General features: G+C 66.6%; 17 protein-coding genes and 1 pseudogene. 5 read left to right on the top strand and 13 right to left on the bottom strand.

The features are described 5' to 3' along the window. Nucleotides 1-46: 46 nt before the first annotated feature. From AAFP35_RS03105 to AAFP35_RS03050, 12 genes are all read right to left on the bottom strand, one after another. Nucleotides 47-784, bottom strand: coding sequence for an SDR family NAD(P)-dependent oxidoreductase (locus AAFP35_RS03105; protein WP_419220079.1), 738 nt, complete (start codon nt 782-784; stop codon nt 47-49). Continuing rightward, on the bottom strand, nt 777-1,229 hold the full coding sequence (locus tag AAFP35_RS03100) for a nuclear transport factor 2 family protein (RefSeq protein ID WP_419220078.1): 453 nt from the start codon (nt 1,227-1,229) through the stop codon (nt 777-779). Before AAFP35_RS03100 ends, AAFP35_RS03105 begins: the two co-directional genes overlap by 8 nt. A gap of 46 nt (nt 1,230-1,275) precedes the next feature. Next, nucleotides 1,276-2,598 carry an MFS transporter gene (locus AAFP35_RS03095; RefSeq protein WP_419220077.1) on the bottom strand — a complete coding sequence of 441 codons (1,323 nt, stop codon included), beginning with the start codon at nt 2,596-2,598 and terminating at the stop codon, nt 1,276-1,278. Nucleotides 2,599-2,821: 223 nt separating this feature from the next. Further along, complete coding sequence (locus AAFP35_RS03090; RefSeq protein ID WP_419220076.1) at nt 2,822-3,682, bottom strand: mycofactocin-coupled SDR family oxidoreductase; 861 nt, start codon at nt 3,680-3,682, stop codon at nt 2,822-2,824. A gap of 18 nt (nt 3,683-3,700) precedes the next feature. Next, nucleotides 3,701-4,903, bottom strand: a complete 1,203-nt coding sequence (locus AAFP35_RS03085) for a CaiB/BaiF CoA transferase family protein (RefSeq protein ID WP_419220075.1) — start codon at nt 4,901-4,903, stop codon at nt 3,701-3,703. Further along, a complete protein-coding gene (locus AAFP35_RS03080; protein ID WP_419220074.1) occupies nt 4,903-6,384 on the bottom strand; it encodes an aldehyde dehydrogenase family protein in 1,482 nt (493 codons plus the stop codon). Before AAFP35_RS03080 ends, AAFP35_RS03085 begins: the two co-directional genes overlap by 1 nt. Before the next feature lies 1 nt (nt 6,385). Further along, nucleotides 6,386-6,856, bottom strand: a complete 471-nt coding sequence (locus AAFP35_RS03075; protein WP_419220073.1) for a MaoC family dehydratase — start codon at nt 6,854-6,856, stop codon at nt 6,386-6,388. Continuing rightward, nucleotides 6,853-7,746 (bottom strand): HpcH/HpaI aldolase/citrate lyase family protein, encoded by an 894-nt coding sequence (locus AAFP35_RS03070; protein ID WP_419220071.1) that lies wholly within the window; start codon nt 7,744-7,746, stop codon nt 6,853-6,855. The genes AAFP35_RS03075 and AAFP35_RS03070 overlap by 4 nt, the downstream gene beginning before the upstream one ends. Nucleotides 7,747-7,763: 17 nt before the next feature. Further along, nucleotides 7,764-8,930 carry an acyl-CoA dehydrogenase family protein gene (locus AAFP35_RS03065; protein ID WP_419220070.1) on the bottom strand — a complete coding sequence of 389 codons (1,167 nt, stop codon included), beginning with the start codon at nt 8,928-8,930 and terminating at the stop codon, nt 7,764-7,766. 31 nt (nt 8,931-8,961) lie between these two features. Next, the gene (locus AAFP35_RS03060; protein ID WP_419220069.1) at nt 8,962-10,617 is read right to left on the bottom strand and encodes an AMP-binding protein; all 1,656 of its coding nucleotides are present in this window, start codon (nt 10,615-10,617) and stop codon (nt 8,962-8,964) included. An 80-nt stretch (nt 10,618-10,697) separates the two neighbouring features. Next, entirely contained in the window at nt 10,698-11,468 is a 771-nt protein-coding gene (locus tag AAFP35_RS03055) for an SDR family NAD(P)-dependent oxidoreductase (protein ID WP_419220068.1), read from the bottom strand. 14 nt (nt 11,469-11,482) lie between these two features. After that, nucleotides 11,483-12,682 (bottom strand): acyl-CoA dehydrogenase family protein, encoded by a 1,200-nt coding sequence (locus tag AAFP35_RS03050; RefSeq protein WP_419220067.1) that lies wholly within the window; start codon nt 12,680-12,682, stop codon nt 11,483-11,485. Between the two features lie 127 nt (nt 12,683-12,809). Here AAFP35_RS03050 and AAFP35_RS03045 point away from each other — a divergent pair, with 127 nt between their 5' ends. The 5 genes and pseudogenes from AAFP35_RS03045 (at nt 12,810) to AAFP35_RS03025 (ending at nt 18,288) form a co-directional block, all read left to right on the top strand. Continuing rightward, nucleotides 12,810-13,988 (top strand): thiolase family protein, encoded by a 1,179-nt coding sequence (locus AAFP35_RS03045; RefSeq protein WP_419220066.1) that lies wholly within the window; start codon nt 12,810-12,812, stop codon nt 13,986-13,988. Nucleotides 13,989-14,076: 88 nt separating this feature from the next. Next, nucleotides 14,077-14,841 (top strand): SDR family NAD(P)-dependent oxidoreductase, encoded by a 765-nt coding sequence (locus AAFP35_RS03040; RefSeq protein ID WP_419220065.1) that lies wholly within the window; start codon nt 14,077-14,079, stop codon nt 14,839-14,841. Next, nucleotides 14,838-15,595, top strand: a pseudogene (locus tag AAFP35_RS03035) (crotonase/enoyl-CoA hydratase family protein). Before AAFP35_RS03040 ends, AAFP35_RS03035 begins: the two are co-directional and overlap by 4 nt. Before the next feature lies 1 nt (nt 15,596). Then, nucleotides 15,597-17,264 carry an FAD-dependent oxidoreductase gene (locus AAFP35_RS03030; protein WP_419220064.1) on the top strand — a complete coding sequence of 556 codons (1,668 nt, stop codon included), beginning with the start codon at nt 15,597-15,599 and terminating at the stop codon, nt 17,262-17,264. 31 nt (nt 17,265-17,295) lie between these two features. Beyond that, entirely contained in the window at nt 17,296-18,288 is a 993-nt protein-coding gene (locus AAFP35_RS03025) for an NADPH:quinone oxidoreductase family protein (protein ID WP_419220444.1), read from the top strand. A 41-nt stretch (nt 18,289-18,329) separates the two neighbouring features. Here AAFP35_RS03025 and AAFP35_RS03020 read toward each other — a convergent pair whose 3' ends face one another. Further along, complete coding sequence (locus tag AAFP35_RS03020; protein WP_419220063.1) at nt 18,330-19,079, bottom strand: phosphatase PAP2 family protein; 750 nt, start codon at nt 19,077-19,079, stop codon at nt 18,330-18,332. Nucleotides 19,080-19,177: the final 98 nt, after the last annotated feature.

Here is a 19,177-nt window from a genome sequence, read left to right as displayed (position 1 = left end):
GGCCGATGGATGCAACGGCCGGGAGATGGCTTCGAGCGGAGGAGATTCAGGCGATGCCCTGGGCGCTCCACCCGCCGTCGATCGGGATCGTCACGCCGGTGATGTAAGACGCCAGCGGAGTGCCGAGGAAGAACGCCAGTTCGGCGACCTCGTCGGGATCACCGAATCTGTTCATCGGGATGCGGTCGAGGAAGTCCTGCTCGCGGATCACACCGCGCCGCAGAAAGTCCTTCGACAATTCGGTGATCACCGAACCGGGTGCGATCGCGTTGACCCGAATGCCTCTCGGAGCCCACTCGGTGGCCAGCCCGCGCACGAGTCCGGCCACTCCGGCTTTCGCCGCACCGTAGGCGGTACGGCCGGGAAAGCCGAAGAGCCCGTTGAGCGATGACATCATGACGAGCGCACCACCGCCGGGCATACGGGAGCCGGCCTGTTGGGCTCCGACCATGGCGCCGGTGAGATGCACGCGCAGCATCGCATCCCAGTCGTCGAGCGTGTAGTCGGCGGACGGGCCTGCCTTGGCGAAGCCGGCATTGGCGACGAAGGTCGCCAGCCGTCCGTCGGCCAGATCGCAGGCTCGACCGACGTCCTCGGCGGATGCCGCATCGCCTCGCACCGCGTGATGGCCGGCGCCTTCCCAGGACTCCACCTCCGAGGTCAGGCGATCGAGGTCCAGATCGAGCCCGATGACGGTATGACCGGCGCGCGCATATCGTTTCGCGATGGCAGCGCCGATGCCCTGTGCGGCACCGGTGATCACCACGGCAGGTTGATCAGCCACGGGTCACCTCCAGCGGGAAGGTCTGTTGGACATCGATCGACTTGACCGCGATGCGCAACGAGTTGTCGTCGCACCGGACGACCTGGTCGGAATACTCGCCGAACACCGACAACCCGCCGTCGGCGTTCGTCGACACCGCGTGGAAGTAGGCGTGGACGGCGATGCCGTCGGGCCCCGACGTGCAGGTGACGTTGCTGACGAGGTGTTTGCTCCACGTCGTCGGGCCGTCGAAGACGGTGCGGTAGAAGGCGAGTACGGCGTCACGGCCATGTCGCGGGCCGTCCACCCGGTGCAGGACCACATCGGGGTGCAGGCAATCGGCGAGCAGATCCTCGTCGGAGGTGTCCACCGCGCGGGCATAGCGGTACAGGAGTTCGCGGACGGCCTCCATTTCGGTGGGCGTCACCGACGCCGACTTCTCTTTCTGGTGGGTGTTCGACAACACCGATCTCCGTTCGTGTGGGTGGCGGGGGATCGAGCGCGGGACGTTCTCAGACCCGCGCGGGCTCCGACGACGGGCTCTCGCGCAGAGAACCGATCGGTCGGCCGTCAATGTGCTTGCGGGGCAGCAGCAAGACCAGACCCATGCCGACGGCGGCAGGGATCACGAAGACGTAGAAGCTCCAGCTGACCGACAAGTCGGCGGCGACGATGTATCCGCCCAGGATCGGTCCGCAGATGCCGCCGAGTCGGGCAACGGTCATGATGGTGCCCAACGCGGTGGCCCGGTTCGCCGCCGGGAACCAGGTTGCGATGAATCCGTTCAGGATCACCGCGGTCCCGTTGGCTCCGACACCGGCGAAGAACACCGCGATGTACAGGATCACCGTCGGCGGTCCGGCGCTCATCGTCAGCAGTGCGAGGACACCGATCCCGAAGCCGCTCAGGGCAACCGGTCGGGGTCCGATCCGGTCGGCGAACACCGACATGGTCGCCGCGCCGACGATGGCGCCGATGCTCATCGTCGCCAGGAAGCTGAGCGCGGAGCCGAGCGGATAGCCGGCCGAGCGCATGATCTGCGGGAGCCAGGTGGACAATCCGTAGATGAACAGCTGGCCGATGAACGTCGCCCCGGCGAACACGATGGCAACCGTGATGAGCGGGCGGCGGAACAGGTCACGCAGTTGCGAATGCTGCTCAGGGGTATCGGATTGCACTGTCGGGTCGGCCAGACCGTACTGACGGGCAACGGTTTTCGCCTCTTCGAGTCGTCCCTTGGACGCGAGGAACTGCACCGATTCGGGAAGCATGAAGTAGGTGAACGGCACCAACACGAGCAGCGGGAGGACGCCGACGGCGTACATCGGTCGGAAACCGAACGGCTCGAGGATCACCAGGCCCAGCAGTGCGGCGATGATCGTGCCGACCGAGAAGCCGGAACTCACCAGGGCATTGACGAGATTGCGACGGTTGCGGGGTGCGAACTCGACCGACAAGGCGAGCGCGGTGGGCAGCAGACCGCCCAGGCCGACGCCGGACAGGAATCGGAAGAAGCCGAACAGCTCTGCACTCGGCGCGATAGCGCAGGCCGCCATGAACACGGAGAACCAGCTCATGCTTGCCATCAGCATCTTGCGTCGACCGAGGAGGTCGGTGGCGAAACCACAGATGAGCGTGCCGACGAGCATGCCCATGAACGCATAGCTGGCGATGAGTCCGGTCTGTGCGGCGTCGAGATCCCACGGCTCATAGTCGAGCAGGGACGGGATCGTCGTCGCGAAGACCGAGAGGTCGTAACCGTCGAAGATGACGGCGATGCAGCAGACGATGGGGACCAGGGCACCGTTGCGTTGTCGAAGTGGGGACTGCGTCATCGGAATTCTCCTCGATGTCACCGTGTGAGTGGCCGGAGCGGCGGCAGTGATCTAGATCAAACATTATCATGAATATGACCCCGATCCCAAGGGGTGAAACGGGTCGGATCAGCGCGAAAATCCGCCGACGGCAACCACTCTGGGTTGCTGTCGACGGATTTTGGGTTGCTCTCGGCGGATATGTTGTTGCTGTCGCCGGGAAAGTGGGTGCTGTCGGCGAGGGTCAGAGGGACTCGACCGGAGCGGGATTGAATCCCGGCATGATCGTGTGACCGGCATCGACGACGATGTTCTGGCCGGTGACCGCGTACGATCCGTCCGACGCCAGCCACGCCGCCGCGTTGGCGATGGTGTCCGGCGGCAGTGCGCCCTGAGCGCCGAGGATTCCGAAATGCAGTGCGGCCCGGTCGTAGTCCGAACGGTCGGCACCGGGATGGCCGGCCATCTGGTCGTACATGCCCTGGAAGTTGGTCATCGGGGTGTCGATCAATCCGGGCGCCACGGAGTTGACCCGGACGCCCAGCGGGCCGAGCGACTGCGCCGCGCTGCGCATGAGACCGAGCACGCCGTGCTTGGAAGCCGCGTAGTGCGCGGCGTTCGGATTACCGATGACCCCGTTCACCGACGACGTCAGGACGATGGAACCGCGTTTGCGTTCGATCATGTGCGGCACAACCGCCTTCATCGTCCGCCACACGCCTTTGAGGTTGACGTCTTGGACGTCATCCCACATCTTCTCGTCCATCTCCCAGAACGGGGCCTGCGTGTAGATGCCGGCGTTGGCCACCACGACATCGATCTTGCCGAAGGTCGCCAACCCTTCGGCGACGACCTCGTCGAGCGCCTCGCTCGACCGCACGTCGGCGTTCTTGGCGAGGATTCGACGGTCGAGCGTTTCGACGGCCTTGGCCGTCTCGGCCAGGTCTGCCGCGGTCGCGTGTGAGTAGGCGACGTTGTCGATCGGTTTGTCGATGTCGATGGCGATGATCTCAGCGCCTTCGGCAGCCAGGGTCAGCGCGTGTGCACGCCCCTGTCCGCGGGCCGCGCCGGTCACGAAGGCGACCTTGCCGTCGAGTAGTCCCATGGTTCTCTCCTTGTCGGATCAGGCGGTGATGACGCCAGCGTCGGCGAGACGGTCGAGCTCATCGTCGCCGAGATCGAGTTGGCTGCCGAGGATCTCGCGAGTGTGCTCGCCGACGGTGGGCACACCGTCGTAGGTGGGTCCCGCGTAGTCGGACATGTGCAATACGGGTCCCGGCATCAGGGTGTTGCGCAGGATCTCGTTGCCGGTGATCTCCACCAGGGTCCGTTCGCGGAAGTGCGGGTCGGCGACCACGTCGGAGGCATCGTTGACCGGTGCGCACACCACCTCGAACTTCTCCAGGATGGTGAGGATCTCGTTGCGGGGCAGCGACTTGCACCAGTCGATCACCATCGCCTGCACCTCGTCGTTGTGCTCGAGACGCGCGGCGTTGGTCGCGTAGCGAGGATCTTCGATCACCTGGGCCCGCCCCATCGCGGCGAACAGTCGGGTCGCGATGGCCTGGTTCGAGGCGGCGATCGACAGGAACTTCCCGTCGGCGGCCTCGTAGATGCCACGCGGTGATGCCGCTCCGGTGCTGTTGCCGATGCGTTGCTGGATCTCGCCGAGCGCCGTGTACTTCAGGAACATGTCGCCGACGATGAACATGAGCGGTTCGTACAGGGCGACGTCGACGACCTCGCCCTTGCCGGTCCGGCCGCGGTTGAACAGCGCCATCGAAACACCCATCGCGGCAGACAGTCCCGCGATCGAATCGGCGAACCCGAAGGGCGGCGACGTGGGCGGACTGTCCGGCCAGCCGTTCACATTCGCGAAGCCGCTGGCGGTTTCGGCGACTGTCCCGAAACCGGGCAGCAGGCGGTTCGGCCCGGTCTGTCCGAAACCCGAGACACGGGCGATCACCAGACCCGGATTGATCGCGTGCAGTTCGTCGGGGCCGAGTCCCCACTCCTCGAGACGGCCGGGACGGAAGGACTCCACCACGACGTCGGCGTCGGCGATCAGGCGCTTGACGAGCTCACGCCCCTCCTGGTTGCGCAGATCCACGCCCACCGATCGCTTCCCGGCGTTGAGCCGTGAGAAGCCCAGGGACAGGCCGTCTTTCTGTGGAATCCACTGGCGCGCGTAGTCTCCGGTGCTCGGATCCTCGACCTTGATCACGTCGGCACCGAAGTCACGCAGCATCCGTCCCGCGGTGGGAGCGGCATACATGGTGCCCAGTTCGACGACCTTGATCCCCCGCAGGGGCGCTGACTCACTCATCAGATTCTCCACTGGATGTGCTTGACCTCGAGGTACTCCCGCATACCCCACTCGCCGAGTTCGCGACCGACGCCGGACTTCCCGTAGCCGCCGAAGGGGGCATCGGGACGCATCGCGCCGCCGCCGTTGATCCACACCGTGCCGGCCCGGATCTGCTCGGCCACCCGGCGGGCTTCGGTCGGATCGTCGCACCACACGTTGGCGGCCAGGCCGTACGGGGTGTCGTTGGCCAGGCGGATCGCCTCCTCGGTGTCACGGAACGGCAGGATCACCGCGACCGGGCCGAAGATCTCGTTCTGCACGGCCCGCGCGTCGTGCGGAAGATCGCCCAGCAGAACAGGGTTGACGAACCAGCCCTTTTCGGGCAGCGGCTTGGTCACTTCGAGCAGCTTGCGTCCGCCCGCTGCCACCGAGTCGTCGATGAAGCCGCGGACACGCGCCTGATGGTCGGGTCGGATCATCGGGCCGATGTTGGTGGCACGGTCCCACGGATCGCCGACGACCATCTGGTCGAAGGCGGTCGCGCCGGCCTCGAGGAAGTCGTCGTAGAGGCTGTCGTGCACCAGAAGCCGCGCGAGTGCCGCACAGCCCTGGCCGCCGTTGCGGGACCAGCGCAGGTGCATCTCGACGGCGATCTTGCTGACGTCGACACCCTCGAGGACGATGTTCGGGGACTTGCCGCCGAGTTCCAGCGTGACACCCGCGAGATTCGCGGCCGCCTGTTCCATGATCTTGGCGCCGACCGCGTCGGAGCCGGTGAACGAGACCCGATCGACGCCCGGGTGCGACGACAGCTGCTTGCCGACCTCGGTGCCGCCGACGATGACGTTCATGACGCCCGGCGGCAGACCGGACTCCTGGATGAGCTCACCGAGGAACAGGGTGGTCAGCGGGGTGCGCGGCGACGGGAACAGCACCACCGTGCAGCCTGCGGCCAGAGCCGCACCGAACTTGAAGATGGCCAGATTGAGCGGATAGTTGTATCCGGTGATCGCGGCGACCACACCGACCGGATCGTGGACCACGTCGCTCATCGTCGGCACCGGTTTGTCGTACTCGCCGAGATGGATGGTGCGGTCGGTCTTCGCGGCCTCGGCCGCCCAGCGCAGGTGCTCGTCGACGGCCATCTTGACCTGGAGGTACTCGGCGAGCGAGACCGGGGTGCCCACCTCGTTCACGATCGAGGGCAGCAGACGGTCGGCGGCGCGTTCGAGGGCGTCGGCGAAGCGGTGGATGTGTGCCGAGCGTTCGGCGCCACTGAGGGCGGCCCACGCCGGGAAGGCATCGCGCGCCGCGGCGACCGCGGCGTCGACCTGATCGGAGGACGCACCACCGACGGTGGCGATGACCTCTTCGGTTGCCGGGTTGAACACGTCCCAGGTCTCGCCCTGCGGATCGACGTCGGAGCCGCCGATCAGGAGTGTGCGGTTGGGCGGTACCCAGCTCTGGTCGATGGTGGTCGGCTCGTTCACTGCGGTCATGTCAGGCACCTTCCTTCAGTTCGGCCGGCATCGTGGCCATCAGGCCCACCCTCTTGAGCAGGCAGACCATCTCGTCGCGCTGGTTGTAGCCGCGGTGCTCGAACCAGACGATGCCGGAATCGTTGCGGCTCTTGGATTCACGCTTGTCGAGGATCGTCGTCTCGGCGCGCAGCGTGTCACCGTGGAAAACGGGGTGGGGGAATCGGATCTCGTCGTATCCGAGATTTCCCAGAGTGGTTCCCATGGTGAGTTCGGGCACGTGGAATGCACCGATGAGCGCGACCGTGAACAGGCTGTTGAACACCCGCTGCCCGTGGATGGTGCCCTTGCAGAACTCCTCGTCGAGGTGCAGCGGCTGGATGTTCATGGTGAGCGACGTGAACATCACGTTGTCCATCTCGGTGACGGTCCGCGTCATCGAGTGCTTGTATTCCTTGCCGACCTCGAATTCCTCGAAGTAGAGCCCTCTCATCGTCCGTTCGCCTTTCCGGTGATCGCCGCGGCCCTGGCCAGCCATCCGATCGCCTTGTCGTAATGTGCCTTGTCGATATGTAGTCCGCGGTAGCGCAGCGCGCCGGTTCCGTCGGCGGCGGCGGCCTCGTAGGCCTTCACCATGCCTTCGTAGAAGGCGATGTCCTCGTCCGACGGGCTGAACACCTCGTTGACCGTCGCGACGTGAGTGGGGTGGATCGCGATCATGCCGCGGAACCCGAGTTGCCTTCCGCGGACGGCGAAGTCGCGCAGGCCGTCCAGGTTCTCCAGGTCCTCCCACAACCCGGTCAACGCGTGCAGGCCGTGTTCACGGCATGCGAGGAGCACTCGGCTGCGGAGGTAGAGCGTCTCGAGGCCCTCGGGGGTCCATTCGTAGCCGACCTCGCGGGCGATGTCGGCGTGTTCGGCGGACGGCCCGATCATGGCGCCCACGCGTGGCGATGCGCCGGCGACCTCCCGACAGTTCTGGATCGCCTTGACGGTCTCGACGGGCACGATGTACTCGAGTCCGTCGACACCGTTGCGCATCTCGAAATGGTCGAGCAGGGCGTCGTACTGCTTGACGTCGACGGCGTCTTCGATCTTGGGTGCGAAGATGCCGGTGAGTCCGGGGACCACGACCGTCTCGAGGTCGCCCCCGGTCAGGCGCGTGGCCAGCGGGTTGACCCGGACGAACAGTCCGACGTCGGGATTGGTCGCCCGCACGCGACGGATCGCGTCGGCGACGGTGGCCCGGGCCGGTTCCTTCTGCTCGGCGGGAACCGAGTCCTCGAGATCGAGGACGACGCAGTCGGCGCCGGCGGCGATGGCCTTGTCGACCCACGCCGGGCGGTGTCCGGGGACGAAGAGGATGGAGCGATACGGCTGCACGATGACCTCCGGTTCGATCAGTAGCTGCGGGGCAGACCCAGCACGTGCTCGGCCGTGTAGTTGAGCACCATCTCCTGGCTGATCGGTGCGATTCGCATCAACCGGGCCTCGCGGAAGTAGCGCTCGACGTGGAACTCCTTGCCGAATCCGAAGCCGCCGTGCACCTGCAGGGCGACGTCGGCGGCGAAGAAGCCCGCCTCGGCACACAGGTACTTGGCGGCGTTGGCCTCTCGACCGCACGGCAGCTGCTGGTCGACCATCCACGTGGCCTTGTCCAGGACCGCCTGTGCCGCATCGAGTCTGATCCGGGCCTCGGCCAGCTGGAATGCGATGCCCTGGTTCTTGCCGATCGGACGGCCGAACACCTCGCGGTCCTTCGCGTACTGGACGCCGCGCCGCAGCGCCGCCTCGCCGATTCCGAGCGCGGCGTTCGCGGAGATGACGCGCTCGGCGTTGAGCCCGCCGAGGATCGTCCGGAATCCGTGTCCGACCTCGCCGACGACGTCGGAGTCGGCCACGAACAGTTCGTCGATGAACAACTCGTTGGTGTCCACCGCGTTGCGCCCCATCTTGGGGATCTCGCGGATCTGCACCTTGTCGCGGTCGACGTCGGCGAACAGCAACGTCATCCCGGCGGTGCGCTTGTCGGACTCGTCGCGCGGGCTGGTGCGGCACAGCAGCAGCATCTTCTCCGCTTCCTGCGCCTTGGTGATCCACACCTTCTTGCCCGTGACCAGCCAGCCGCCGTCGACCTTCTTGGCGAACGTCTTGATGTTGGTGGTGTCGGTTCCCGCGTCGGGTTCGGTGACCGCGAACGAGGTGTGCAGGTCGCCGCTGACCACCCGCGGCAGGTACTTGCGCTTCATCTCTTCGCTGCCGTGGTGGATGATCGGCTCGAATCCGAAGATGCCGATGTGCACCGCGCTGCAACCACCCATGCCGGCGCCGGACGAGGAGATCTCACGCTCCACGATGGCCGCCTCGGTGACGCCGAGTCCGCCGCCGCCGTACTCCTCGGGCACGGTCAGGCCGAGCCAACCGCCTTCGGCGATCGCGTTGTAGAACTCCCACGGGAACTCGTGCGAGTTGTCGTGCTCCATCCAGTATTCGTCGGGGAACGCTTTGCACAGGGTGCGGACGGCATGCCGGATGTCGTCGTGTGTGGGGTCTGTCGAGTAGTCCACGATGATCCTTCTCCAGAAAGTGCTGCAGGTCTCAGTGTGCGCTTGCCGGTGCGGGGGCCGGCGCGGTGGCATCGAAGGTGTCCGCGGTGATGCCCTCCTCACGGAGGACCGATTTGCGGACCTTTTCCGACGGGGTCTTCGGCAGCTCGTCGACCACACGGACGAAACGCGGGGTGGCGAACGCGGGGATACGTCCCTCGCAGAAGGCGAGCAGCTCGGCTGCGTCCACGTCTTCGTTGACCACGATCGCGGCGAGCACCTCGTCTTCGCCGGCTTCGACGTCGGCCGGGACACCGATCACCGCGCATTCCACGACGGCCGGGTGGGCCAGGACCACCTGCTCGACCTCGTAGGAGGAGATGTTCTCGCCGCGCCGACGCAGGGCGTCCTTGTAGCGGTCGACGAAGTAGTACCAGCCTTCGGAATCCTTGCGCAGTGCGTCGCCGGTGTGGAACCACAGGTTGCGCCAGGCCTCGGTGGTCTTCTCCGGCATCCCGTAGTAGCCCATGCTGCACGTCCACGGTGCGACCGGCCGGACCACCAGTTCGCCGACCTCGCCGACCTCGACCTCGCGGTCGGTTTCCGGGTCGACGAGTCGGATGTCGAACCAGTCCGATGCCTGCAGACCAGCCGCGCCGGCGGGGATGTCCACACCGTACGGAGACAGGATCGGCGCCGACGTCTCGGTCAGGCCGAAGGCGTTGACGAATGCCTCGATCCCGTAGCGCGACTTGAACTGCTCGACGATCGTCGATGCGATCGGCGCCGCGTAGATGCAGCGGAGCTTGTTGTCGAGATCGTTCTCCCGAGGCTCCTGCTTCCACGCGAAATCCATCATGACGCCGACGAAGTTGGTGACGGTCACGCCGGAATCCCGCACGTGGTCGATCCACCGGCTGGCGCTGAACTTGGAACGGATGACCGCGCTTGCTCCGGCGACCAGGGCGGGGAACACGGCCATGAACTGGGCGTTGCCGTGGAACAGCGGAGTGGTGGTCAGGTAGCGGTCGTCGGCGGTGAGTCGGGTCAGCGACACCACCTCCTGGGCGAAGAAGTAGAGCTGGGAGTGTGGCATCGCCACACCCTTCGACGGCCCGGTGGTACCGGAGGTGAAGAAGATCGCGCCGAGGTCCTGCGGTCGGGGTGCCGGGGCGAGCAGCGGTTCGCCTGTCCGCAGCTCGTCCCACGGCGCGGCGTCGAGACCTGCCGCCCGCAGGGTCGCGAGGGCTTCGGCGAGCGATCCGGTGTCGATCACCCAGAACTTCTCGATCCCGCGGACCTGATCGCCGAGGGCCACGAAGCGTTCGGCGAACGTGTCGTCGATGACCGCCCATCGGGCGTCGACGACGGTGAGCTGGTGGCGCAGGAACTCACCCTCGTAGTTGGTGTTGATCGGCACCTGCACGGTGCCGCCGACTGCGGTCGCCCACCAGCTCAGAACCAGGCGTGACGAGTTCATCGCCATGATCGCCACACGGTCGCCGCGTTGCGCGCCGGCCGCGTTCCATGCCCCGGCCACCCGCTCGGCCGCGTCGAGGGACTCGGCGTAGGTCAGCTCGACGCCCTCTTCGGGTGCGAGCAGGCAGGAGGCATGCGGGTTGTCGGCGGTGTGGCTGCGCAGGACGGTGGCCAACGTCCAATCCTCGGGATTGGGGAAGTTGGGTTTGAGATCGGTGTAGACGGTCATGAGACGAGTTCCAATCCGACGTCCACCATGGGTGCGTCCTCTCTTCGATGCAGATCAGTGAAACGGCAAGTGCCCCAGAATCACTGGGCAGTCAGACCGCCGTCCACGGGGATGGTCGTACCGGTCACGTAGCTGGCGTCGTCGCTGTTGAGGAAGGCGATGACCGACGCGATCTCCTCGGGCTCGGCACCGCGGCCGAGCGGGATGGTCGCGACGAAGTCCGCGGTCAGCGCCGACACATCCGCGCCGGGTTCACGACCGAAGAACTGGGCAAGCATCGGTGTCTTGACCTGACCCGGGCAGATCACGTTGACCCGGATGCCGTCCTTGGCGCCGTTGAGGGCCAGGGCGCGACCGAACGGGACGAGTGCGCCCTTGGTCATCGAGTAGATCGGGCTGAATGGCGATCCGATGAGTGCCGAGGTCGACGAGGTCAGGGTGACCGATCCCTTGCCGTTGGCCTTGCGCAGCAACGGGAATGCCAGGGTGGTCGAGTAGTAGGCGGTCTTCACGTTGACGTCGATGTTCTTCTGCCATCCGGCGTCGTCGAGGTCGAGTCCACCCGGGCCGGGCATCCCCACCTGGGCGTGCAACACGTGCAGCACGCCGTGCTCGGAATCGATGGTGTCGAACAGCGCGGTCAGGTCGTCGTTGTTCGTGGCGTCCACACGTACGGCCTTGGCCTTGCCGCCGTCGGCCTCGATCTCGGCCGCGACCTTCTCCGCGGATTCGGCCGACAGGTCGGTGACGTAGACGAAGGCGCCTTCGGAGGCGAGACGGTGGGAGATGGCCCGGCCCATGCCGGATCCGCCACCGATGACGGCTGCGATGCGGTTCTCGTAACGGTTCATGCGTGGGGTTCCTTTCACTTGCGCTGGTCGAACGAGCGACCGAGCATCTCGGAGACGATTCGGGTGCGTTGCATGGTCGGGGTGCCGCCGGCGAGTGCCCATCCGTGGGCGTCACGGTGCATCCGTTCGAGCCCGAACTCCTCGGTGTAGCCGTTGCCGCCGTGGAGTTGCATGGCGAGATCGGTGACCTTCTTGGCCATCTCGTTCGCCGTGCACTTGGCCAGCGACACGTGCAGGGGGTTGGGCAGGTCCTCGCCGGTGACCACGTCGGCTGCGGCACGCTCGAGCAGCAGCCGCGCCGCCTCCACCTGAAGGGCCATGTCGGCGATGGTCATCTGCACCGCCTGGAACTCGATGAGCGGCTTGCCGAACTGGGTGCGCTCCTGCACGTAGCGGGTCGACAGATCGAGCGCGTGCTGACCGAGTGCGAGGCTCATCGTGGTGTTGCCGAGGCGCTCGATCGAGAAGGTGGTGAACAACTTTCGGAACCCGCCCGGCTCCACCACGATGTTCGCCGCAGGTACCGACACGTCGTCGAAATAGATGTCGGCCGATGGGATGCCACGGAATCCCATCAGCTTCTCGCGGGCGCCGAAGCTGACGCCTGCACGGTCGGCCTCGACGAGCACGGCGCCGATGCCCTTGGCCCCGGGCGCATCGTTCATGCGGGCGTACACGAGGTAGACGTCGGCCTCGCTGCCGTTGGAGATCCACCGCTTGTTACCGGTGACCCGCACGGTGTCGCCGTCGACGACGGCCTTCGTGGTGAGGTCGGTGGCCGCAGACCCGGCGTCCGGCTCGGAGATGGCCACGGCCATGGTGATGTCGCCGGCGATGATACCGGGCAGGAAGCGCTGCTTCTGTTCCTCGGTGCCGAGCCTGGCCACCACCTGTGCAGGTCCGGTGTTCGCCTCGAAGATCTGGAACGCGGCCGGTCGGCAGTGATAGGCGAACTGCTCGATGACGGTGAGCGCGTGGGACAGGGGCGCACCGGAGCCGCCGAAGCGTTCGGGGAGCGCGATGCCCAGAAAGCCCAGCGAACCGAGGAAGCGGCGTTCCTCGAGTGGCACGGGCGTACGGTCGGCGTCCCACTGGGCGGCCAACGGTGCGTAGCGCTCCTGTGCCACCTGTGCGGCGAGTTCTCTGATGGCGCGGACGTCGGCGAGATCGTCGGAAACCGTGGTCGGAGACATTGTGATCCCTTTCATGCTCATGATTATACTGATATGGCGTAGGTCCCAGTCAATACGGCTCGTGACGCCATTCACTCGGTAACTGTGGTAAACATAATCATAAATTAGCGCCGAGCGCGACATCTTCAGGAAAAGAGGGAGGTCAGATATGCGACGCGCGGTCATCGTGGACGCGATCCGTACACCCATGGGTAAGGGCAAGCCGGGCGGGGCGCTGTCGGACGTCCACCCCGTCGACCTGCTCGCCCAGGTTCTCGGCGGTCTCGTCGAGCGGTCGGGCATCGACCCGGGCACGATCGACGACATCCTCGTCGGATGCGTCGGGCAGAACCTCGAACAGTCGGCGACGCCGGGTCGCCAGGCGGCGTTGGCCGCGGGGTTCCCGGTGCACGTGCCGTCGACGACGATCGAGCGCAAATGTGGTTCGGGCCAGCAGGCCGTCGACTTCGCGGTGCAAGGTGTGATCGCCGGTGCCTACGACATCGTGGTCGCAGGCGGGGTGGAATCGATGAGCCGGGTACCGATGGGCAGTGCCCGTGGCGACGCCGATCCGTTCGGTCCCGCGGTGACCGAGCGTTTCGGCCCCCTGGTGTCCCAGGGCGTGGCCGCCGAGCTGGTCGCCGACAAGTGGAAGATCGACCGGGACGTGCTCGACGACTATGCCGCCCGGTCACATGAACGTGCCGCGGCCGCCGCGGCGCGCGGTGCCTTCGACAGCGAGATCCTCCCGATCACGACACCGGCGGGCATGATCGACACAGACGAGTCGATCCGCCCTGGCACGAGCGCGGAGAAGCTGGGCGGATTACGCGCCGTGTTCGGGACCGATCCGAATCGGGAACGCTTCCCCGACATCGACTGGCGGGTCACCGCGGGCAACTCCTCTCAGATCACCGACGGCGCATCGGCGCTGTTGATCATGAGCGAGGAGAAGGCCGCCGAACTCTCGCTGACGCCGCGGGCGCGGATCGTGGCATCCGCGGTGGTCGGCGACGACCCGCTGCTGATGCTCACCGCGCCCATCCCCGCCACCCGCAAGGTCCTGGACAAGGCGGGCCTGACCGTCGACGACATGGCAGCCTTCGAGGTCAACGAGGCGTTCGCCTCGGTGCCCCTGGCGTGGCAGCACGACCTCGGCGTCGCCGACGACGTGCTGAACCCGGTCGGGGGTGCCATCGCGCTGGGGCATCCGCTGGGTGCGTCGGGCGCACGGATCATGACGACGCTGATCAACCATCTCGCCACCACCGGCGGCCGGTACGGACTGCAGACCATGTGCGAGGCGGGCGGTATGGCGAACGCCACCATCGTCGAGTCCCTCGTCTGAGGCGACGCCACAACGTGATTCACCCACCGAAACCCATCCAGACAGCACCGTCGACAGCTGTTCGTCGACACAGGAAAGGAACACCGCAATGGAACTGACCGATTCGTCGGCCATCGTCACCGGTGGCGCATCCGGTCTCGGACTGGCCACCGTCAAACGGTTGGTGGCCGCCGGCACGCACGTGGTCATCGTGGATCTGCCGGAATCCGCGGGCAAGGACGTCGCCGAGGAACTCGGCGATCTCGTACAGTTCGGTCCCGCCGATGTCGCCGATCCCGAAGCGGTCGACGCCGCCATCGACCTGGCCACCTCACGTGCTCCGCTGCGGACGGCCGTGCACTGCGCGGGCCGCGGCGGGACGGTACGTGTCGTCGAGAAGGACGGCGCACCAGGATCTCTGGATCTCTACACGTCGTTGATCCAGACCAACTTGATCGGCAGCTTCAACGTGCTGCGGCTCGCGGCGGCACGAATGGTCACCAACGAACCGGTCGACGGCGAGCGCGGTGTGGTGATCATGACCGCGTCGGTCGCAGCCTGGGAAGGTCAGATCGGACAGATCCCCTACGCTTCGGCCAAGGCCGGTGTCGTCGGGATGACCCTGGTGGCCGCACGAGATCTCGCTCGAAAACTGGTGCGTGTCAACAGCATCGCTCCGGGAATCTTCGACACACCGATCCTGTCTCGATTCTCTCAGGACATCAAGGACGGTCTGGCCGCACAGATCCCGCACCCCGCACGGCTCGGCGAGCCGGACGAGTACGCGCGTCTGGCGATGGCCATCATCGACAACCCCATGCTCAACGGCGAGGTCATCCGCCTCGACGGCGCGATCAGGATGGCACCGAAATGACCGTACGCACCGAGACCAAGGACGGGGTCCTGATCGTCACCATCGATCGGCCCGAGGTCCGCAATGCGATCGACACCGCCACCGCGCAGGCGATCGCCGACGCGATGGACACCCTCGACAACACACCCGAGCTCACCGCGGGTGTGCTCACCGGCGCAGGGGAGACCTTCTGTACCGGAATGGATCTCAAGGCATTCCTGGCCGGAGAGCGGCCGTCGATCGAAGGGCGTGGCTTCGCGGGTGTCGCTCAGACGCGCCCGCCAAACCGCTGATCGCGGCGGTCGAAGGACACGCCATCGCCGGTGGATTCGAGATCGTGCTGGCGTGTGACCTGGTGGTGGCCTCGCAGACGGCGAAGTTCGGTCTGCCGGAGGTCAAGCGGGGCCTGCTCGCCGGCGGCGGTGGACTGCTGCGCCTGCCCGAGCGGGTGTCCTACGGACTGGCCATGGAGTGGGCGCTGACCGGCGATTTCGTCGGCGCACAGGAGGCTCGCGACGCCGGTCTCGTCAGCCGGATCACCGAACCCGGCGAGGCGCTGCCCGCCGCGGTCGATCTTGCCCTGCGGATAGCTCGCAACGGGCCGCTGGCCGTGCGCGGTACCAAGGAGATCATGACCAAGGCGCGGGACTGGTCCAACGAGGAACGCTTCGCCAAGATGTGGGAGATCTACGAGCCCATCCGATCCTCCGACGATGCGCGCGAAGGGGCATCGGCGTTCAAGGAGAAGCGCGCGCCCGTCTGGAAGGGACGCTGAGATGACTCACGTCGTCACCCAGCCGTGCTGCAACGATGCCAGCTGTGTCAGCGTCTGCCCGGTCAACTGCATTCACCCGACCCCCGCCGAGCCGGAGTTCCTCACCGCGGAGATGCTCTACATCGACCCGGAGACGTGCATCGACTGCGGCGCGTGCATCGAGGAATGCCCGGTCCAGGCAATCATTCCCGACGACCAGCTCGACGAACGTGACGAACCGTACCTGGCGATCAACGCCGCCTACTACGACGACCACGACGTCGAGGGCGGGCTCGTGCGACCGACCAAGGCGCAACCCCTGCCCGACGGCGAACTCCATGTCGCGATCGTCGGATCGGGGCCCGCGGCGTTCTACGCCGCGGAGGAACTGGTTCGTCGGTCGTCGGTACGTGTGGACATGTTCGAACGTCTGCCCACACCGTACGGCCTCGTGCGGGCCGGGGTCGCTCCGGATCATCCGTCGACCAAAGGCGTTGAGCGAGCGTTTCTCTCGACGGCGAGCAAGAAGAACTTCGAGTACTTCCTGTCTGTCGAGGTCGGCACCGACATCACTCACGCGGAACTCGCCGACCGCTATCACGCGGTGATCCACGCCAGTGGCGCCTCGACCGACAAGCGTCTGGGGATCGACGGTGAGGAACTGTCGGGCTCGATCGCGGCCACCGATTTCGTGGCCTGGTACAACGGGCACCCCGACCACGCCGAGCGCATCTACGATCTGACGGCCGAGCGTGTGGTGATCGTGGGCAACGGGAATGTGGCGCTCGATGTGGCCCGCATCCTCTTGACGGACCCGGATGCCCTGGCGCGCACCGACATCGCCGACCACGCCCTGGCCGTACTGCGCGAGTCCCGGGTACGGGAGGTGGTCATCATGGGACGGCGTGGCATCGCACAGGCCGCGTACACCAACTCGGAGTTCTTGGCGATGGGCCAGCTCGACGGGGTCGATGTGGTGATCGATCCGGACGAGCTGGGGCTCGACGACGAGACCCGGCAGGCGTTCGATGCCGGCACACTCGACAGCACGATCGCGACGAAGATCCGCTTGGCGCAGGAGTACGCCCGGCAAGGCGGTGCCGGGGAGGACAGGCGGGTGGTGTTCCGGTACCTGGTGTCACCGGTGGAGATCGTCGGCGAGCGAACAGTCGACAAGTTACGTTGTGTACGCAACGAATTCATCACTGCATCCGATGGCCGGGTGCGGGCCACCGATCAGGAGATCGTCATCCGGACGCCGATGGTGCTGCGGGCCATCGGTTATCGTGGCCGCCCCGTCGACGGCCTGCCGTTCGACAACACCCGCGGCATCGTGCCCAACGAGACGGGACGCGTGGTGGACCCGGCAGGCGACCCGGTGCGCGGGGTCTATGTCGCCGGGTGGCTCAAACGCGGCGCCACCGGAGGGATCGGGATGAACCGGCTCTGCGGGCACGAGACCGCCGCGGCGGTACTGGCCGATCACATCGCCGGACGCCTGCCGGCTCCGACAACCAGCCGGGACGATGTCACCGACCTGCTGGCGCGTCGTGGTGCCTCTCGTATCGACGGGAACGGCTGGAAGAACATCGACAAGGCCGAGAAGTCGGCCGGGCGCACCTCGGGTCGGCAGCGAGTGAAACTGGTACACAATTCGGCCCTGCGGCTCGCCGCGGTGGGAGGAGCGTGACGCGTTGACGCCGACCGACCGAGAGGCGATCATGAAGGCCTGGCGGGTGAAATCCGTCGGTGAGCCGCGTGAGGCCCTGTTCCTCGACGACGTGCCGGTGCCGGCTCCCGGACCGCGCCAGATCCTGGTGAAGGTGCTGGCGGCCCCGGCGAATTTCCCGGATGTCCTGATGTGCCGAGGCATCTACCAGGTCCGTCCGGAACCGCCGTTCACCCCGGGCGTCGAATTGTGCGGTGAGGTCGTCGCGATCGGCGACGAGGTGGGCGCACATGCCGTCGGCGACCGTGTGGTCGGGAACTCGGCGATGCCGCACGGCGGATTCGCCGAGTTCGCACTCATGGACGATTTCGCCGCCTATCCGGCCCCGGATGCTCTCGACGACGCCGAGGCGTCGTCGCTGACCATCGGCTATCAGACGAGTTGGTTTGCGCTGCATCGCCGTACCAGTGTCGGTCCGGGCGATGTGGTGCTCGTGCACGCCGCCACCGGCGGCGTCGGCAGCACCGCGGTCGAGCTAGCCAAGGCGGCCGGGGCGACGGTGATCGGGGTGGTCGGCGGACCGCGGAAGGCCGAGTACTGTCGACGACTCGGCGCCGACGTCGTCGTCGACCGGCAGTCCGAGGACTTCGTCTCCGTGGTGCGCGAGTTCACCGACGGCCGGGGAGCAGACGTCATCTACGACCCGGTGGGCGGTGACACCTTCGACCGGTCCACGAAATGTATCGCCTTCGAGGGCACGATCCTCGTGATCGGATTCGCCGGCGGACGGATCTCCCAGGCGACCCTCAACCACGCCCTGCTGAAGAACTACTCGATCGTCGGCGTGCACTGGGGGCTGTACAAGCACAAGAACCTGCAGGCGGTACGCAACTGCCACGACGAGCTCACCCGCCTGGCCGCCGCCGGTCGGATCAAGCCACTGATCGGAGAACGACTGGGATTCGCCGACGTCCCAGACGGGGTCGGCAGGCTCGGCGACGGGACGACCGTCGGTCGCGTGGTGTTCGAGATCGCCGCCGACTAGCTGTACCGACCTGCTCATCAGCCCAAACGCGGGGCCGAGCGTCAGGCGACGTTCGCTCTCGACCACCGATCCTCGGCCGCCGACTGTGCGTCGTCGACGGCGCCCTGGTGGTTGCGAGGATGCTGGAGCACGGTGGCCCGCGCCGGTGCACGCCAGGGGTCCGGCAGCAGGACACCGGCTCCCACCACGAGCAGCGACGAGATCAGCACATCGCTCGGCCGATGCCAGCCGGAGGTGATGAGGCCGACGTCGATGACGGCGATCCAGGCGGCGCCCAGGAGCCCGACCCACGGCCGCAACACCGGCGGCACGATCAGGACGAGCAGCACGACGGCGGCGGTCAGTGCGGCGGCGTGACCACTCGGTGCCGAGTTCTCGGTCTGGGTGATCCAGTCGTGCAGGTGGGGGCGCACCAGCAGATCGTCGCGCAGGACCCGCGCCACCACGATCATGATCGGCGGGAACACCAGCAGGGCAGCGGTCACCGCGAGCCCACGACCGACGCCCGCGTGCGTGCGCGCCCGGGCGATCTGGACCGAGATCACCACGACCGCGGCCAACACCAGCCACAACAGCGGATCGGACACCACCGCGACATCGAGGACCTCCGGCATCCCGTCGAGCGCGGGAAGATCGCGCGAGGCATCGAACAGCCATTGGTCGATGCGTTGGCCGGGGGAGGTCCACACCGCGACCCAGAAGATGCCGGCCGCGGCGGCGAAAAGGGTGACCATCAGCATCAGTGCGCGCGGAAGGGAGAGGGGAGAGCGCGCAGCGATGAATCCGGTCACGGCTTCGACGTTACGACCCGAAGCTGGGAACTCCCCTCAAGGAACCTGAGGAGAGTCGGGATGCACGGAAAATTCTCAGGTGTGACCGGTCTCACGTA

Origin of the sequence: Gordonia sp. CPCC 206044 (assembly GCF_048537895.1) — a bacterium.
In the GTDB taxonomy this organism is placed as follows: Bacteria; Actinomycetota; Actinomycetes; order Mycobacteriales; family Mycobacteriaceae; genus Gordonia.
This window is presented reverse-complemented; position numbering and strand designations above follow the sequence as displayed.